At 72.4% G+C, this 15,286-nt stretch carries 12 protein-coding genes; 3 read left to right on the top strand and 9 right to left on the bottom strand.

Features of this window, described 5'->3' with window-relative positions; all coding sequences use genetic code 11:
- Window positions 1-19: 19 nt before the first annotated feature.
- Window positions 20-913 (bottom strand): helix-turn-helix transcriptional regulator, encoded by an 894-nt coding sequence (locus ABZ642_RS42715; RefSeq protein WP_360495905.1) that lies wholly within the window; start codon window positions 911-913, stop codon window positions 20-22.
- Between the two features lie 103 nt (window positions 914-1,016).
- Here ABZ642_RS42715 and ABZ642_RS42710 point away from each other — a divergent pair, with 103 nt between their 5' ends.
- Window positions 1,017-1,916 carry an alpha/beta hydrolase gene (locus ABZ642_RS42710; protein WP_360495903.1) on the top strand — a complete coding sequence of 300 codons (900 nt, stop codon included), beginning with the start codon at window positions 1,017-1,019 and terminating at the stop codon, window positions 1,914-1,916.
- A 3-nt stretch (window positions 1,917-1,919) separates the two neighbouring features.
- On the opposite strand, the gene ABZ642_RS42705 is transcribed toward ABZ642_RS42710, so the two are convergent.
- From ABZ642_RS42705 to ABZ642_RS42695, 3 genes are all read right to left on the bottom strand, one after another.
- The gene (locus ABZ642_RS42705; RefSeq protein ID WP_360495900.1) at window positions 1,920-3,668 is read right to left on the bottom strand and encodes a hypothetical protein; all 1,749 of its coding nucleotides are present in this window, start codon (window positions 3,666-3,668) and stop codon (window positions 1,920-1,922) included.
- Window positions 3,669-3,788: 120 nt separating this feature from the next.
- On the bottom strand, window positions 3,789-4,514 hold the full coding sequence (locus ABZ642_RS42700; RefSeq protein WP_360495897.1) for a TIGR03943 family protein: 726 nt from the start codon (window positions 4,512-4,514) through the stop codon (window positions 3,789-3,791).
- The gene (locus ABZ642_RS42695) at window positions 4,511-5,551 is read right to left on the bottom strand and encodes a permease (RefSeq protein WP_360495894.1); all 1,041 of its coding nucleotides are present in this window, start codon (window positions 5,549-5,551) and stop codon (window positions 4,511-4,513) included. Before ABZ642_RS42695 ends, ABZ642_RS42700 begins: the two co-directional genes overlap by 4 nt.
- 172 nt (window positions 5,552-5,723) lie before the next feature.
- Here ABZ642_RS42695 and ABZ642_RS42690 point away from each other — a divergent pair, with 172 nt between their 5' ends.
- A complete protein-coding gene (locus tag ABZ642_RS42690; protein WP_360495891.1) occupies window positions 5,724-7,619 on the top strand; it encodes an NAD-binding protein in 1,896 nt (631 codons plus the stop codon).
- A gap of 29 nt (window positions 7,620-7,648) precedes the next feature.
- On the opposite strand, the gene ABZ642_RS42685 is transcribed toward ABZ642_RS42690, so the two are convergent.
- A complete protein-coding gene (locus ABZ642_RS42685) occupies window positions 7,649-9,457 on the bottom strand; it encodes a prolyl oligopeptidase family serine peptidase (RefSeq protein ID WP_360495888.1) in 1,809 nt (602 codons plus the stop codon).
- A gap of 147 nt (window positions 9,458-9,604) precedes the next feature.
- Between ABZ642_RS42685 and ABZ642_RS42680 the strand changes: the two genes are divergently transcribed.
- Window positions 9,605-10,399 carry an SURF1 family protein gene (locus ABZ642_RS42680; RefSeq protein WP_360495886.1) on the top strand — a complete coding sequence of 265 codons (795 nt, stop codon included), beginning with the start codon at window positions 9,605-9,607 and terminating at the stop codon, window positions 10,397-10,399.
- 33 nt (window positions 10,400-10,432) lie between these two features.
- Here ABZ642_RS42680 and ABZ642_RS42675 read toward each other — a convergent pair whose 3' ends face one another.
- From ABZ642_RS42675 to ABZ642_RS42660, 4 genes are all read right to left on the bottom strand, one after another.
- Window positions 10,433-11,524, bottom strand: coding sequence for a hypothetical protein (locus ABZ642_RS42675; RefSeq protein WP_360495883.1), 1,092 nt, complete (start codon window positions 11,522-11,524; stop codon window positions 10,433-10,435).
- A gap of 257 nt (window positions 11,525-11,781) precedes the next feature.
- Window positions 11,782-12,456, bottom strand: coding sequence for a SigE family RNA polymerase sigma factor (locus ABZ642_RS42670; RefSeq protein ID WP_360495880.1), 675 nt, complete (start codon window positions 12,454-12,456; stop codon window positions 11,782-11,784).
- Between the two features lie 473 nt (window positions 12,457-12,929).
- Complete coding sequence (locus tag ABZ642_RS42665; protein WP_360495877.1) at window positions 12,930-14,009, bottom strand: aspartate-semialdehyde dehydrogenase; 1,080 nt, start codon at window positions 14,007-14,009, stop codon at window positions 12,930-12,932.
- Entirely contained in the window at window positions 14,006-15,277 is a 1,272-nt protein-coding gene (locus tag ABZ642_RS42660; protein ID WP_351317465.1) for an aspartate kinase, read from the bottom strand. The genes ABZ642_RS42665 and ABZ642_RS42660 overlap by 4 nt, the downstream gene beginning before the upstream one ends.
- Window positions 15,278-15,286: the final 9 nt, after the last annotated feature.

Below are 15,286 nucleotides of genomic sequence, written 5' to 3'. Positions count from 1 at the left end.
GCGGACCGCCGGACCGCCTTCAACCGTTACGGCTCTCCCGGACCGGCTGGGCCGGCTGCGACGCCGACCACTGGAGCAGGAAGCGGAGTGCCTCGTACGACGGGGAGTCGGGTTCCGCGGTGTAGGCGATCAGTTGCTGGTCGGGGTGGGTGTCCACCGAGAACTGGTGAACGTCGAGGGTGAGCGGGCCCGCCACCGGGTGGTGGTAGGTCTTCAGCAGCTGGCGGGGACCGCGGACCTGATGGCTGGACCACCAGGTCCGGAAGTCCCGGTCGTGGGCGGTCAGTTCGGCGATCAGGGCGGTCAGGGCGGGGTCGTGCGGGGTCCGGCCCGCCTCCATGCGGAGGACCGCCACGCATTCGCGGGCGGCGCGCGGCCAGTCCGCGTACAGGGCGCGGAAGGTCTCGTCCAGGAAGGTCAGGCGGATCAGGTTCCGCTCGGCCGGAGGAACCGTCGTGAAGTCGGTCAGCAGGGCGGCGGCCGCGCCGTTCCAGGCCAGTACGTCCATACGGCGGTTGAGGATCATCGCCGGGACGTCGGACATGGTGGACAGGAGCCGGCGCAGGTGCGGGGCGACCTCCGCAGGGCCCGGCCGGCGGGCCGGACGCGTGGGTGCCGTCTCGGCGAGCGTGAAGAGGTAGTCCCGTTCGTCCGGGGCGAGTTGGAGGGCGTCGGCCAGGGCGTCCAGGACCGGGCGGGAGACCCGGTGGGTGCGGCCCTGCTCCAGGCGGACCACATAGTCGATGCTCACGTGCGCCAGCTGGGCGAGTTCCTCGCGGCGCAGGCCCGGTACGCGGCGCGGCCGGCCGTCGTCCGGCAGCCCCGCCCGCTGCGGGCTGAGGGCGGCACGGCGGGCGCGCAGGAACTCGCCCAGCTCGTTGTCGGAGGCGGCGGCACCGGGGCTGCTGGTCATGGGTCCAGTGTCGGCCCGGTCGGCCGTCCCGTGCCTGGTACTGGAGTGCATAGGCAGAGTCCTCCCTGGTGGCGGCCGTTCCCGCGGGGCGAATGTGGTGGGCATGAGGACCGACATCACCTTCCCCAGCGCCGGACTGAAGATCGCCGGCCATCTGTACACCCCCGACGAGGCTGCCACCGGGCCGCGTCCCGCCGTCGTCGTCGGGCACCCCGGCACGGGGGTGAAGGAGCAGGCCGCCGGGCTGTACGCGCGGCGGCTCGCCGAACGCGGCTTCGTCACCCTGGCCTTCGACGCCGCCCACCAGGGCGAGAGCGAGGGCGAGCCACGGGGGCTGGAGGATCCCGCCCAGCGGGTCGAGGACCTCAGGGCCGCCGTCTCGTTCCTCACCACCCGGGAGGAGGCCGACCCCGACCGTGTCTCGGCACTCGGCATCTGTGCCTCCGGCGGGTACGCCCTGGCCGCCGCCGCGACCGACCCGCGGATCAGAGCCGTCGCCACCGTCAGCGCCGTCGACATCGCCCGCCAGTTCCGCAACGGCGCCGACGGGGCCCAGGATCCCGCCGTCCTCCAGGGCATGCTGGCGGCGGCCGCCGCGGCGCGCACGGCCGAGGCCCGGGGCGAGGGGGTGGGGAGCTTCCCGGTCTTCCCCGCCACCGAGGAAGAGGCACTGGCCGGCGGGGAGCACGTGCACGCGGGGTGGGAGTACTACCGCACGCCCCGCGCCCACCACCCGCGCTCGGCCGAGACCCTGACCTGGAACAGCGTCGACCGGATCGCGTCCTTCGACGCCTTCCGCTCCCTCGACCTGCTCGGCACCCGCCCGCTGCTCATGATCGCCGGACGCGAGGCGGTGACCTCCTGGATGAGCGTGGCGGCCTTCCAGCGGGTCTCCGGCCCCAAGGAACTGCTCTGGATCGACGGCGCGACCCACGTCGACCTCTACGACAGGGACGAGTACGTCACCCCGGCGATCGAGAAACTGGCCGGCTTTTTCGGGTGAGGCTCACTGGCGCACGGTGAAGTACTGCCATGCTCCCCACGTGCTGAGGTTCCCGGTGTCCTTGGCGCTCGGGACGTACTCGGCCCGGATCCGGAATCTGCCGCCCGTCGACCTGGTCAGGGCCGTCGACAGGTCGGTGGTGCTCTTCGACGTCAGGGAGTGGCACGCCGAGGTGGTCCCGGTGTGCCAGGCGCCGTCCTGGTAGCGCTGGATCTGGAAGCGGACGCACTGGGCCGGTTTTGCCGGGGCGACCGTGACGGCCAGCTTGGCCTTGGCCGTGTGGTGGTAGACGCGGTAGAGGACCGTGCCGTAGTGGGTCGTCGTGAAGTTGCCGGTCAGGGACTCCGCGACCCTCGCCCGGGACGTCACCGTCTTCGTGGCCGTCGCGGGGGCGTAGTGGTCGTCGCCCTCGAACTCCGCGGTGAACCCGGTCCGGCGGGTGACCTGGTACGTCGCGGTCAGGTTGCCGTGGCTGTCGGTCTTGGCCGCCTTGACCAGCTTCTTGCTGCCACCGTACGGCTGGGCATAGAGGGAAACGGTGCGGTCGTCGTACGTCCTGCCCAGGTGGGCGGTGAGTCGCGCCGTCGCTCCGTAGCCGTAGGAGGCGGCGTTCGTGGTCAGGCTCAGCGCCGTGGTTGTGCGGGAGACCTGGACCGTCGCCGACGCGCTCGCCGACTCGTGCGTGGAGTCGCCCGGGTAGGTCACCGTGTAGGTGTCGGCGCCGCCGACCTCCGGGGCGTCGGTGAAGCGCAGCGTGCCGTCGGTGGCCACGGGCGCGTCGGGAAGAGCGACGCCGGCGGGGTGCGCCCGGTCCGTCCTGGTCACGTGCGCGGTCTCGCCGGAGGCGTAGGGGGCCGCCGACAACTGGCCGATGACCGTCAGCGAGGCCGCCCTGTTCGACTTGGCCGGGGCGGTGAGGGCGAGGGTGGGGGTCGCGGGCGGGAGTTGATACGGGACCGCCATGGGGTAGGCGGCCTGGGAGATGTTGCCCGCGACGTCGACCGCCCCGACGTAGAGGGTGTGGACACCCCACGGGAGCGTGGTCGTCAGGCTCGCCCTGCCCTGCGCGTCGGCCGCGACCTGGGGCGCGCCGATGCCGGGTGCCTGGTCGAGGCCGTAGACGAAGTGGTCCAGCCCGCTGGTCCGGCAGTCCGGGGCGCCCGCCGACGCGCAGCCCTCGGGCAGCGAGTCGGTGGAGGCGAAGGTGAAGGTGGTCGGCTGTCCGGCCGCCTTCGTCGGCGTTCCCGCTCCCATCGGCGGGAAATCCGGGTTCGTGACGGTCGGCGTGACCGGTGCGCTGCTGTCCACCTGGAAGTAGCAGGGGCCGGTCGGGTTCGAGTAGGACGTGCCGTCGTACGTCGAGGCGTGCCAGCCGTAGGCGTGACCGTTCGTCAGCGGCAAGGGCACATAGACGGACTGGGAGAGCACCGGCAGGCCGTCGGCCGAACCGTCAGCCGACTGTGCGCCGTCCGTGTCCCAGGCGTGTACGACTCCCTGGTACTTCACCCCGTTCACGGTCGGCCGCGGGACACCGATCGACACGCTGAAACCCTCGGGCGGCGGGGTGGAGGCGGTGCGCCAGAGCGGGCTGTCCGCGGTGCCGCAGCCCGTGCCGGTCGGCACGGTGGGCGTCGGCAGCGCCGGGTCGACGGGAGTCTCGTCGGCGGACGCCACCGTCGCCGGAAGCGCTGCCACCACCGCGCCTGCCAGCAGCAAAGCCAGCCGGGCGCGTCTGTGCGTGGGTCTGTTCATCGTGTCGTCCTCCCCCTGTGCCGCGGTCCCCGGCCGCGGAGCAGGCGGAGCGTAACACCGGGTTCGAACGGACTTGCTGATTCTTGATCAAGCGTTTACCGGGGCCCGTCTCAGGACCCGTCAGTTGTTCCAGGTCTCGTCGTACGGGTCGGCCGGCGTCGGGATCGGCTTGGCCTCGGTGACCTGGAGGAACGGGATCGGACCGCCGTTCACCGGGTCCCGGGTCTGGCGGGCGTTGTATGTGCCCGTCACCTGGAGCCAGGCGTCCGGCTGGAGGACCGGGGGGATCTTGCCGGTCAGGGCGACCTTCACCGGCTGGGCGTCCGCCGCGCAGCAGTTGAGGGCCATGCGGACCAAGTAAGGGGTGCCGGCGGTGTCCACGGCCACGAAGCCGGAGACACGGACGCTGTGGCCGTCGAGCGAGCGGCCGTGGTCGTAGACCGCCCGGCCCGCGTAGTCGACCAGGGCGAGCGGGATCGGGTCCCCGGTCGGCAGCTTCGTGTAGCCGTACGGCTGTTGCAGGGCGGTGCCCGCACGCATCGCGCTGTAGGAGCCGAGCGCGGGCGGCGCGATGAGGATCAGGGCCAGGAGGGGGAGGACCAGGAGCCAGGAGATCCGGGGTTCGGGATGGGTGTGGTCAGTGGCGGTGGCGGTGGTACGACGGCGGCTGCGGCGCCACTCGTACCAGGCCGTCGCCAGCGCCGAGACGATCAGGACCGCGCCCGCCGCCAGCAGCAGCGGGCGCAGGCCCGCCTTCACGTAGCGCAGATAGAGGTCGGTGGCGCCGGCGTGCAGCAGGGCCGCGCCCACCAGGAACATCATCGCCGCCTGGGCCTGCCGGTTCACAGCAGCACCGCCCCGGTCAGGACCGCGCCGGCGATCGCCGCGGCGAAGGTGGCCGGGGCGAAGCGCAGGGCGAAGCCGCGGCCGAAGGTGCCCGCCTGCATCGCGAAGAGCTTGAGGTCGATCATCGGGCCCACGATCAGGAACGCCAGCTTCGCGGTGAGCGAGAACTGGGTGAGGGACGCCGCCACGAACGCGTCCGCCTCCGAGCAGATGGACAGCAGCACCGCCAGGATCGACAGGGCGAGGATCGCGATCACCGGGTTGGCGGCGGCCGTGCGCAGCCACTCCGCCGGGGCCACCGCCTTCAGGGTCGCCGCCGCCATCGCACCGAGGACCAGGAAGCCGCCCGCGTGCACGGTGTCGTGGCGGACCGAGTCCCAGAACGCCTCCGCCTTGGTCTCGCCCTCGTGGTGCGCGTGCGCCGGCAGGCGCAGCCAGTCGGTACGGCCGAGGCGCTGCCACAGCCAGCCCATCCCGCACGCCACCAGCAGGCTGCCGGCGAACCGGGCCAGCACCATCTCGGGGTTGCGCGGGAACGCCACCGCCGTCGCCGTCAGCACGATCGGGTTGATCGCGGGGGCGGAGAGCAGGAAGGCGATGGCCGCGGCCGGGGTGACGCCCCGGCGGACCAGTGCGCCGGCCACCGGGACGGACGCGCACTCGCAGCCCGGCAGTACGGCGCCGGCCAGCCCCGCGACCGGAACGGCCAGGGCGGGACGGCCGGGCAGGGCGCGGGCGAAGAAGGACGGGGGCACGAAGACCGCGATCGCCGCCGAGAGAAGCACACCGAGGACGAGGAAGGGGAGCGCCTGGACGACCACCGCCACGAACACCGTCATCCAGCTCTGCATCACGGGCGTCGACAGCGCGCCGCGCACCGGGCCCTGGAACACCACGACCAGCAGGAGGACCAGGGTCAGGGCCAGGGGGGAGCTGAGATGCCAGCCCTCATGGTCGGGCGGGGTACGGCTGCCGTCGCCGGGGGTCCCGTCCTCGGGCGCGACGCCGGGCGGGGCGGCTTTCTCGGTGATGGCCACGGGTCGGATACCTCCGGCACTTCGGTCAGATCCGGGATTATGCTCCCTCTCCCCTCCCTACGGGCGGTCAGGGGCGGCTGTTCACCTCGTTGCTGGAACCATGCGTCCTGTTGAGGCAGTCTTTTCCCTTGTGGCGAGCGTTCCGTATCAAGGTGGTGGCGCCCCGGCGCACATGGTGGTCTGCGGCGACGACGGGCTCGCGCACCGGCTGGCGGCCGAGTTGCGCGTGGTGTACGGCGAACAGGTCACCCTTGTCGTACCGCCGAACGTGCGGATCGCCAGGCCGCCGGTGGTCGGACGAGCCCGGGCCGCCTCGGCCGCGCTCCTCGACCGGGTGGTCAGCGCCGCCGTCGGACGCGCCAACGGGAACGGCGGCAACGGTGCGGGCGGCGGTACCGGCCCGGCCCCCGGTGAAGGCCCGCGCGGGGAGCGGGTGCTGGAGGCCGTCGAGGCCACCGAGGCCGTGCTCGCCGAGGCGGGCGTGGAGCGGGCCGCCGCGCTCGCGCTGGTGTACGACGACGACGAGACCAACATCCGGGCCGCTCTCACCGCCCGCCGGCTCAACCCCCGGCTGCGGCTGGTGCTGCGGCTGTACAACCGGCGGTTGGGGCAGCACATCGAGGAACTCCTGGACCAGGCTGCCGTGTTGGCGGTCGGCGACACGGACGGCGGCGCGGGCGACACGTCGACGACCGTGCTCTCCGACGCCGACACCGCCGCGCCCGCGCTCGCCGCGACCGCGCTCGCCGGGACCGGCAAGGTCATCCAGACGAACGGGCTGGTGCTGCGGGCGGTGGACCTGCCGGCGGGGGCCCTCGCCGGGCAGGACGCCGGCCAGGGGCTGTGCACGCTGGCGCTGTTCTCGGCGAACAACAACGGTCCCGCACCGGTCGAGGGCGCCGGGGAGCAGGGGCCGCGGCTGCTGCCCGACGACGCGGAGGTACGGGCCGCGGGTGAGCGTGGCGTGATGGTGCTGGAGCAGGTGTCCTCGTCCTCCTCCCCGGCGGCGGCGCGGGACCGGCGCCGGGTCGGGTTCGGGGCCGGGGTCGGGGTCGTGCCGCTGCTCGTCTCGCTGTTCTCGCGGCGGCTGCGGTGGTCGCTGGCCGGGGTCGTGGGGTGTGTGGTCGCGCTCGCGGTCGCGCTGTCGGTGGTGACGGGTATTCATCCGGTACGGGCCTTCTACTACACGCTCCTCGATCTGTTCGCCATCGACGATCCCGCGATCGGGCAGTCGGTCGGGCGGCAGATCCTGCAACTGCTGTCCGGGTTGATGGGGTTGCTGTTGCTGCCGGTGCTGCTGGCGGCGGTGCTCGAGGCGCTCGGCACCTTCCGGACGGCTTCCGCGCTGCGGAAACCGCCCCGGGGGCTGAGCGGGCATGTGGTGCTGCTCGGGCTGGGCAAGATCGGGACGCGGGTGCTGACGCGGCTGCACGAACTGCACGTCCCCGTGGTGTGCGTCGAGTCCGATCCGGAGGCGCGCGGGCTGGCGGTGGCCCGCCGGCTGCGGGTGCCGGTGGTGCTCGGGGACGTCACCCAGGAGGGGGTCCTGGAGGCCGCCAAGATCCATCGGGCGCAGGCGCTGCTCGCGGTGACCAGCGCGGACACGACGAATCTGGAGGCCGTGCTGTACGCGCGGGCGGTACGGCCGGACCTGAAGGCGGTGCTGCGGCTGTACGACGACGACTTCGCTACGGCCGTGTACCGGACGCTGCGGGCCGCGCATCCGCGTGCGGTCACCCGGAGCCGGAGCGTGTCCTATCTGGCGGCGCCGTCCTTCGCGGGGGCGATGCTGGGGCGGCAGATTCTCGGGGCGATTCCGGTGGAGCGGAGGGTGTTGCTGGTGGCGGCGGTGGATGTGGGCGGGCATCCGCAGTTGGAGGGGCGGACGGTGGACGGGGCGTTTCGGGCGGGGGCGTGGCGGGTGCTGGCGCTGGAGGGGCGACCGGTTGCCGGGGACTATGTGCTGCGGAGTGGGGATCGGGTGGTGGTCGCGGTCACGCGCAGGGGGCTGGCGGAGTTGTCCGGCCGCCGGGTGCCGCCCACCCACCCACCAGACTCACTCGGTTGAGAGGTGGGGGTGGGTGGGGGCTGGTCCCCTCAGTCCGTCGGTGCTGTCGCCGTGGGCGTGAGGTGGGTTTCCGCGAACTCCATCTCCAGTCTCAGTTGCTTGATCCGTTCGTCGACCACCAGGGAGCCGTGACCCGCGTCGTAGCGGTAGACCTCGTGCGGGGCCGAGCGGGCTGCCAGGCGGGTGACGTAGTTGTCGATCTGGCGGATGGGACAGCGGGGGTCGTTGACGCCGGCCGAGATGTAGACCGGGGCCTTGACGTCGTCCACGTAGGTCAGGGGCGAGCTCGCGGCGAAGCGGTCCGGGACCTCCTCCGGCGTGCCGCCCAGCAGCGTGCGGTCCATCGCCTTCAGGGACTCCATCTCGTCGTGGTACGCCGTGACGTAGTCGGCGACCGGGACGACCGCGATGCCCACCGCCCAGGAATCGGGCTGGGTGCCCAGGCCCAGCAGCGTCAGGTAACCGCCCCATGAGCCACCGGTCAGGATCAGCCGGTCGGGGTCGGCCAGGCCGGACTCGACCGCCCAGTCCCGTACCGCCGCCACGTCCTCCAGCTCGATGAGGCCCACCCGGTGCTTCAGCGCGTCCGTCCAGGCCCGGCCGTAGCCGGTGGAGCCCCGGTAGTTGATGCGGACCACCGCGTAGCCGTGGTCCACCCAGGCCGCCGGGCCCGCCGCGAAGCTGTCGCTGTCGTGCCAGGTCGGGCCGCCGTGCAGGTCGAAGACGGTCGGCAACGGCCCCTCCGCTCCCACCGGCTTCTGGATCAGCGCGTGGATGCGGCCGCCGGGGCCCTCCACCCACGCGTCCGAGACCGGCACGGACGGGGGGCACTTCATGCCCGGCGGGTCCAGGACCACCTCGCCCGTCGTCGAGCGGACCACCGGCGGCTCGGCGGCGGAGGACCAGAGGTACTCGACGCTTCCGTCGGGGCGGGCTGTCGCCCCGGAGACCGAGCCCGCCGGGGTCGGGATCCCGGTCAGCTCGTGCGTCGCCAGGTCGTAGCGGAACAGTTCGCTGCGGGCCTCGTGGCTGTGGGCGATCAGCAGTGCGCTGCCGTCCGGAAACCACTCCGCGCTCACGTCGCCCGGCAGGTCCAGGGTCAGGTCCGTCTGTTCGCCGGTCACGACGTCCCAGACCAGGGGCTCCCAGCGGCCGCGTCGCTGGTGGCCGATGAGCAGCCGCGGATCGCCTTCGACCGGGGCGAAGCCCAGTACCTCCAGGCCCAGTTCCTCCGCGCCGCCCCTGGTGTCGTCCAGTTCGGCGACCGGCGTGGCGTCCGGGCGGATCACGCGCAGCGCCGAGTGCATCGCGTCGCCGTGCTCGGTGTGCTCGATGGCGATCAGCGAGCCGTCGTGGGAGAGGTCGCCGACGCCCGCCGACTCATGGTGGCGGTAGATCTCCCGCGGCTTCTCCCCCACTCTGACCAGGTAGATAGTCGTACCCTCGTCGTCGGTGGAACGGCCCACGACCGCCGTGCGGCCGTCCCGGCCCAGGGCCAGGCCCGAGGGGTACGACGGCTCCAGGCCCGGTGCCGCCTCCTCGTCCGCGCCGCCGCCGAAGGGCTGGCGGCGCCAGACGCCGAACTCGTCGCCGTCCTTGTCGTCGAACCACCAGATCCACGCGCCGTCCGGGGAGAGCAGCCCGTCCGTCGTGCCGTTCGGCCGGTTCGTCGCCTGGCGCTGCTCTCCGCTCGCGCGGTCCCAGGCGTACAGCTCATACGTCCCCGTCGCGTTCGACACGAACAGGGAACGGTCGGGGGCGTCCTCCGCCCAGTCCGGCAGGGAGACCCGAGGGGCGCGGAAGCGCTTCTCCCAGTCCGGCATGTCGCTCTCACTCATGGCCGCAGTCATGGCCCCATAGTGCCCGCACCCACCCACAATGCGCTGGCGGGCGTCCTCAGCCTGTGGATAACTTTGCGAGCTGCCGCCCGCACCGCGCCGACCCCACTCCCAACCCGCCGCAAAGCGCCCCGTACCGTGGACAGCGTGTACCGCTTTCTGCTGACACCCCGTTGGTGGGGCATCAACGTCTTCGTGCTGCTCGCCATCCCGTTCTGCATCTTCATGGGGTCCTGGCAGCTGAGCCGCTTCGAGTCGCGGGTCGAGGCGCACCGCAGCGCCGACAAGCAGGTCGAGACCGCCCGGACGGAAGCGGCCCGGCCCCTGGCCGACCTGCTCCCCGTCGACCAGTCGACCTCCGGAAAGCGGGCCGTCGTCAGCGGCCGGTACGCCAAGCAGCTGCTGGTGCCCGACCGGCAGCTCGACGGCAGGGACGGCTTCTACGTCCTGACCCTGCTGCGCACCGACTCCGGCCAGGCCCTGCCCGTCGTCCGCGGCTGGCTGCCCGGCAGGGCCGACGCGGCCAAGGCGCCCGCCCCGCCGGCCGGCGAGGTCACCGTCACCGGCGCGCTGCAGGCCTCCGAGACGCCCGGGGACAACGGCGTCAGCACCCAGGGCGGGCTGCCGTCCGGGCAGACGGCGGCGATCAGCGCGGCCTCGCTGGTGAACCTGGTGCCGTACCGGGTGTACGACGCGTGGATCACGCTGGAGAAGTCCGACTCGGGGATGACGGCCGTCCCGGCGACCGCGCCGGACAACTCGGGGCTCGACCTGAAGGCGTTCCAGAACCTCGGCTACACCGGCGAGTGGTTCGTGTTCGCGGGGTTCACGGTGTTCATGTGGTTCCGGCTGCTGCGCCGCGAGGTGGAGTTCGCCCGGGACGCGGCGCTCGGCCTGGTGCCGGACGAGGAGACCCCGGCCCAGCAGCCGACCGCCGTCTGACGGACGCCGACGGCGTCGCCCCCGCGGCGCCGGTCACACCGCCGGCAGGACTCCGGTCCAGTAGACCGTCCCGGCGCACGCGTTGGTCACCGTCGCGGAGCCGGTCGGGGACCCGGCCTGCGGGGTGTACGAGACCGCGACGCCGCCGTCGGCCGTGCCGTCCTCGGTGAGCAGCTGGGTGGTGACGCCCTCCGACCCGGAGGTGGTCGTACCGGTGCCGCTGCCGGGGTCCTCGGAGGGGCTCGGGGAGGCCGTGCTGCCACCGGTGCCGCCGGTGTCGGTGGAGCCGCCGGTGCTGGAGCCGCTGGTCGGGCAGGTCTCCAGGGGGACGAAGCCGAACTTCTCCTCGTAGGCCGCGCCGGGTGCCAGCACCAGGCCGGTCAGCTCGGTGGACGGGTCGGGGAGCCCGGCCGCCGCGTCGCCCGAGGTGTGCCGGACCGCGCTGAGCTTGGTGGCGTCGGCCGCGCCCTGCGCGAGCAGGCCCACGCTGCCGGGGCCGCCGACCGTACAGCTCGTCTTCGAGACGTTCACGACCCGGAAGGTGCCGTAGACGACGCCCGTCGAGTCGGGGGCGTCGACGGCGGCGGTCGGAGTGGCGAGCTGGTCCGAGGCGCAGACCGGGGCCGCGGTGTCGGCGCTGGCCGAGGGGACGACCTTGGTGCCGCCGACGGCGCCGGTGCTCTCGTCCTTGCCGCCGTCCTTGGTGCCGCCGGTTTGCTGGTCGGTGGTCTGGCCGCTGGTGGCGCCCGCGGTGCTGGAGCCGCCGTCCGGGTTCTTGCCGCCCGCGGAGCCGCCCTGGGCCTGGGAGGCCTGGCCGGCCATGGAGGTGTTGGGGTCCATGCCGCCGGAGTTGGAGACGTGCACGAGGGCGGGGATCGCGGTGCCGATGAACAGGGCCGCTGCCGCCATGCCGACGGCGGCCTGGCGCTTGCGGGCCCGGCGGGCCGGGACCGCGCGGCGCAGGTGGTCGAGGACGCCGTCGCGCGGTGCGAGGTCGTCGACCGCGGAGTGCAGCATCCGGCGCAGAGCCAGTTCGTCGGCACCGAGCCCGTCATGGCCGGCGCCGAGCCCGTCGAAGCCCTGTCCGAGCTCCTCGGGGCCCTTTTCGTCGGGGCCGTGGTTCACAGTTCCGTTCCCAGCGTGCGATTGCGTGTGCTCTTGCTCGTGGTCCCGCGCCGGCTCTCGCCGGCCGGCAGGCCCGTGGTCCCGGGCCGGCTCCCCCTGACCGTGAGAACCGTGCGGCTCCCCCGGTCCGTGTGGCTCCCCCGAGCCGTGGGAACCCTGCGGCCCGCGGCCGGCGCGTGGCGCACCGTCCCGGGTCGGCTCGTGCCAAGCGTAGGGCTCGTGGCGATCATGTGAGTCGCCTCCCTGGGGGCTGTCCGTCATGCCGCCGACTCCATCGCCACGCGTAGCGCCGCTATGCCGCGCGAGCCGTACGCCTTCACCGAGCCCAGCGAGATGCCGAGCGTCTCGGCGACCTGGGCCTCGGTCATGTCGGCGAAGTAGCGCAGCACCAGGACCTCGCGCTGGCGGCGCTGCAGGGCCTTCATCGCCTTGATGAGGTCGCGCCGCTCCAGCAGGTCGTAGGCGCCTTCCTCGGCGCTCGCCATGTCGGGCATCGGCTTGGAGAGGAGCTTGAGGCCGAGGATGCGGCGGCGCAGCGCGGAGCGGGAGAGGTTGACGACCGTCTGGCGGAGGTAGGCCAGGGTCTTCTCCGGGTCACGGACGCGTTTGCGGGCCGAGTGGACACGGATGAAGGCCTCCTGGACGACGTCCTCGCAGGAGGCGGTGTCGTCGAGGAGGAGCGCGGCGAGGCCGAGCAGGGAACGGTAGTGCGCCCGGTAGGTCTCGGTGAGGTGGTCGACGGTGGTTCCGGCCGCCGCCGTGTCCTCGGCGCCGTCGCGCTGGCTGGGTATGCGGGTGGGCCGCGCTGCGGGCATGGGCGCGATCACCGGCATGCCGCCGGCCGCGCCGGGCATGCGGGGGCGCAGGCCCGCGCGGGGCGGCCGCAAGGCCGTCGCGCCGAGGGGCGCACTGAGTTCGAGTACCTCTGCCACGTCAGTTGGACACGTCTACCCCCTTCGGGGTTGTACGTGCCGGGCATCACTTTCGTGTCAGGCGCGCCGGGCGGGGTCGCGCCGGGCATGCCGGGCCGGCCGGCCCGCGCGGTCGAGACCGTTCTCCGCGCGTCCGGCAGTACACCCGACGGTGCCTCACGTGCCGTCATGCGTCCCGCTCTTCCCTTGTGTCCCATATGAACGGGCGTCCCCACGCCCTGATCACGGCGTCCCCACGCCAGGATCATGCGTCCCCACGACCAGAGGGCCGGCCGCGTAAGCGCCCCGTAAGAGGGCGATCGCAAAGACGCTCCCCGCCGTCCGCGCGGTTGCGGAGGACGGGGAGGAAAATCTTCGAACGCCGAGGGGCCGGGGTTCAAGTGGTTTGGACCATGCTCATGGCCACATTTCTCACCGGGCCCCCACTTGTGGGCCCGCTCCCACCCAGGACGTTTCCCGTGGTCACCGGCCGTTCACGCGAAATCGGCCATACCTGAACGGCCAGTCAGTTCCGCCGCCACCAACTCGGCGATCTGCGCGGTGTTCAGTGCGGCGCCTTTGCGAAGATTGTCCCCGCATACGAAGAGTTCCAGCGCGGTCGGGTCGTCGAGCGCCCGCCGCACCCGGCCCACCCAGGTCGGATCGGTGCCCACCACGTCGGCCGGGGTCGGGAACTCCCCGGCGGCCGGGTTGTCGAAGAGCACGACCCCGGGGGCGGTGTCCAGGATCTCCCGGGCCCCGTCGACCGTGACCTCGCCCTGGAAGCGGGCGTGCACGGTCAGGGAGTGCGTGGTGACCACCGGGACCCGGACGCAGGTCACGGCGACCGGAAGCTTCGGCAGCCCGAGGATCTTGCGGGACTCGTCCCGCACCTTCATCTCCTCCGACGACCAGCCGTCCTCGCGCAGCGACCCGGCCCACGGTACGACGTTCAGCGCGACCGGCTCCGGGAACGGCCCGGTGCTGTCCCCGACGGCCCGCCGTACGTCACCGGGCTTGGTGCCCAGCTCGGTACCGGCGACCATCGACAGCTGGGCCCGCAGCGTCTCCACGCCGGCCCGCCCGGCCCCGCTCACCGCCTGGTACGACGACACCACCAGCTCGCGCAGCCCGAACTCGGCGTGCAGCGCGCCCAGGGCGACGATCATCGACAGGGTGGTGCAGTTGGGGTTGGCGATGATCCCGCGTGGCCGGCTGCGGGCGCAGTGCGGATTGACCTCGGGCACCACCAGGGGCACCTCGGGGTCCATCCGGAAGGCCCCGGAGTTGTCCACGACGACCACGCCCCGGGCGGCGGCGACCGGCGCCCAGCGCGCGGAGATCTCGTCGGGCACGTCGAACATCGCGACGTCGATCCCGTCGAAGGCCTCCTCCGACAGGGCGACGACCTCGATCTCCTCCCCGCGCACGGTCAGCTTGCGGCCGGCCGAGCGCGCGGAGGCGATCAGGCGGATCTCGCCCCAGACGTCCGCCCGCTGGGACAGGATCTGGAGCATGACCGTGCCGACGGCCCCGGTCGCCCCCACGACCGCGAGCGTCGGCTTGGCAGTCATCGGCCGGTGCCTCCGTAGACCACGGCCTCGTCGCTGTCGGAGTCGAGTCCGAAGGCGGTGTGCACGGCGCGCACGGCCTCCGGCACGTCGTCGGCGCGGGTGACGACCGAGATACGGATCTCGGAGGTCGAGATCAGCTCGATGTTCACGCCCGCGTCGGACAGCGCCTCGAAGAACGAGGCGGTGACCCCGGGGTTGGTCTTCATACCCGCGCCGACCAGCGAGATCTTGCCGATCTGGTCGTCGTAGCGCAGCGAGTCGAAGCCGATGCCCGGCCGGTTGCGCTCCAGGGCGTCGATGGCCTTGCGACCCTCGGTCTTCGGCAGCGTGAAGGAGATGTCCGTCAGGCCGGTCGCCGCGGCGGACACGTTCTGCACGACCATGTCGATGTTGACCTGGGCGTCGGCGATGGTCCGGAAGATCGCGGCGGCCTCACCCGGCTTGTCCGGCACACCGACGACCGTGATCTTGGCCTCGGAGGTGTCGTGCGCGACACCGGAGATGATGGCCTGCTCCACCTTCTTGTCCCCAATCGGCTGACTGCTGACCCACGTGCCCTGAAGTCCGCTGAAGCTGGACCGGACGTGGATCGGGATGTTGTAACGGCGGGCGTACTCCACACAGCGGTGGAGCAGCACCTTGGAACCGGAGGCGGCGAGCTCCAGCATGTCCTCGAAGGAGATCCAGTCGATCTTCCGCGCCTTCTTCACCACGCGCGGGTCGGCGGTGAACACACCGTCGACGTCGGTGTAGATCTCACAGACCTCGGCGTCCAGCGCGGCGGCCAGCGCCACGGCCGTGGTGTCGGACCCGCCGCGCCCCAGCGTGGTGATGTCCTTCTTGTCCGCGCTGACGCCCTGGAACCCGGCCACGATGGCGATGTTGCCCTCGTCCAGCGCCGTCCTGATCCGGCCCGGCGTGACGTCGATGATCCGGGCTTTGTTGTGGACCGAGTCGGTGATGACGCCTGCCTGGCTGCCGGTGAACGACTGGGCCTCGTGGCCCAGGTTTTTGATCGCCATGGCCAGCAGTGCCATGGAGATACGCTCTCCGGCGGTCAGCAGCATGTCGAACTCACGCCCGGCAGGCATCGGGGACACCTGCTCGGCCAGATCGATCAGCTCGTCCGTCGTGTCGCCCATCGCGGAAACGACGACAACCACCTGGTTGCCGTTCTTCTTCGCTTCCACGATTCGCTTGGCGACGCGCTTGATGCCCTCGGCATCGGCAACGGAGGAACCTCCGTACTTCTGCACGACAAGGCCCACGTGCGCTCC

Source organism: Streptomyces sp. NPDC007157 (genome assembly GCF_040634235.1).
Classification (GTDB): Bacteria; Actinomycetota; Actinomycetes; order Streptomycetales; family Streptomycetaceae; genus Streptomyces.
The sequence above is the reverse complement of the archived record's forward strand: the minus strand, read 5'-3'. Positions and strand labels throughout refer to the sequence as shown.

What these genes read in the sequence shown, in the direction of transcription:
- ABZ642_RS42715 (WP_360495905.1), bottom strand. Translation starts at nt 913, where the DNA reads ATGACCAGCAGCCCCGGTGCCGCCGCCTCCGACAACGAGCTGGGCGAG.
- ABZ642_RS42710 (WP_360495903.1), top strand. Translation starts at nt 1,017, where the DNA reads ATGAGGACCGACATCACCTTCCCCAGCGCCGGACTGAAGATCGCCGGC.
- ABZ642_RS42705 (WP_360495900.1), bottom strand. Translation starts at nt 3,668, where the DNA reads ATGAACAGACCCACGCACAGACGCGCCCGGCTGGCTTTGCTGCTGGCA.
- ABZ642_RS42690 (WP_360495891.1), top strand. Translation starts at nt 5,724, where the DNA reads ATGGTGGTCTGCGGCGACGACGGGCTCGCGCACCGGCTGGCGGCCGAG.
- ABZ642_RS42685 (WP_360495888.1), bottom strand. Translation starts at nt 9,457, where the DNA reads ATGAGTGAGAGCGACATGCCGGACTGGGAGAAGCGCTTCCGCGCCCCT.
- ABZ642_RS42665 (WP_360495877.1), bottom strand. Translation starts at nt 14,009, where the DNA reads ATGACTGCCAAGCCGACGCTCGCGGTCGTGGGGGCGACCGGGGCCGTC.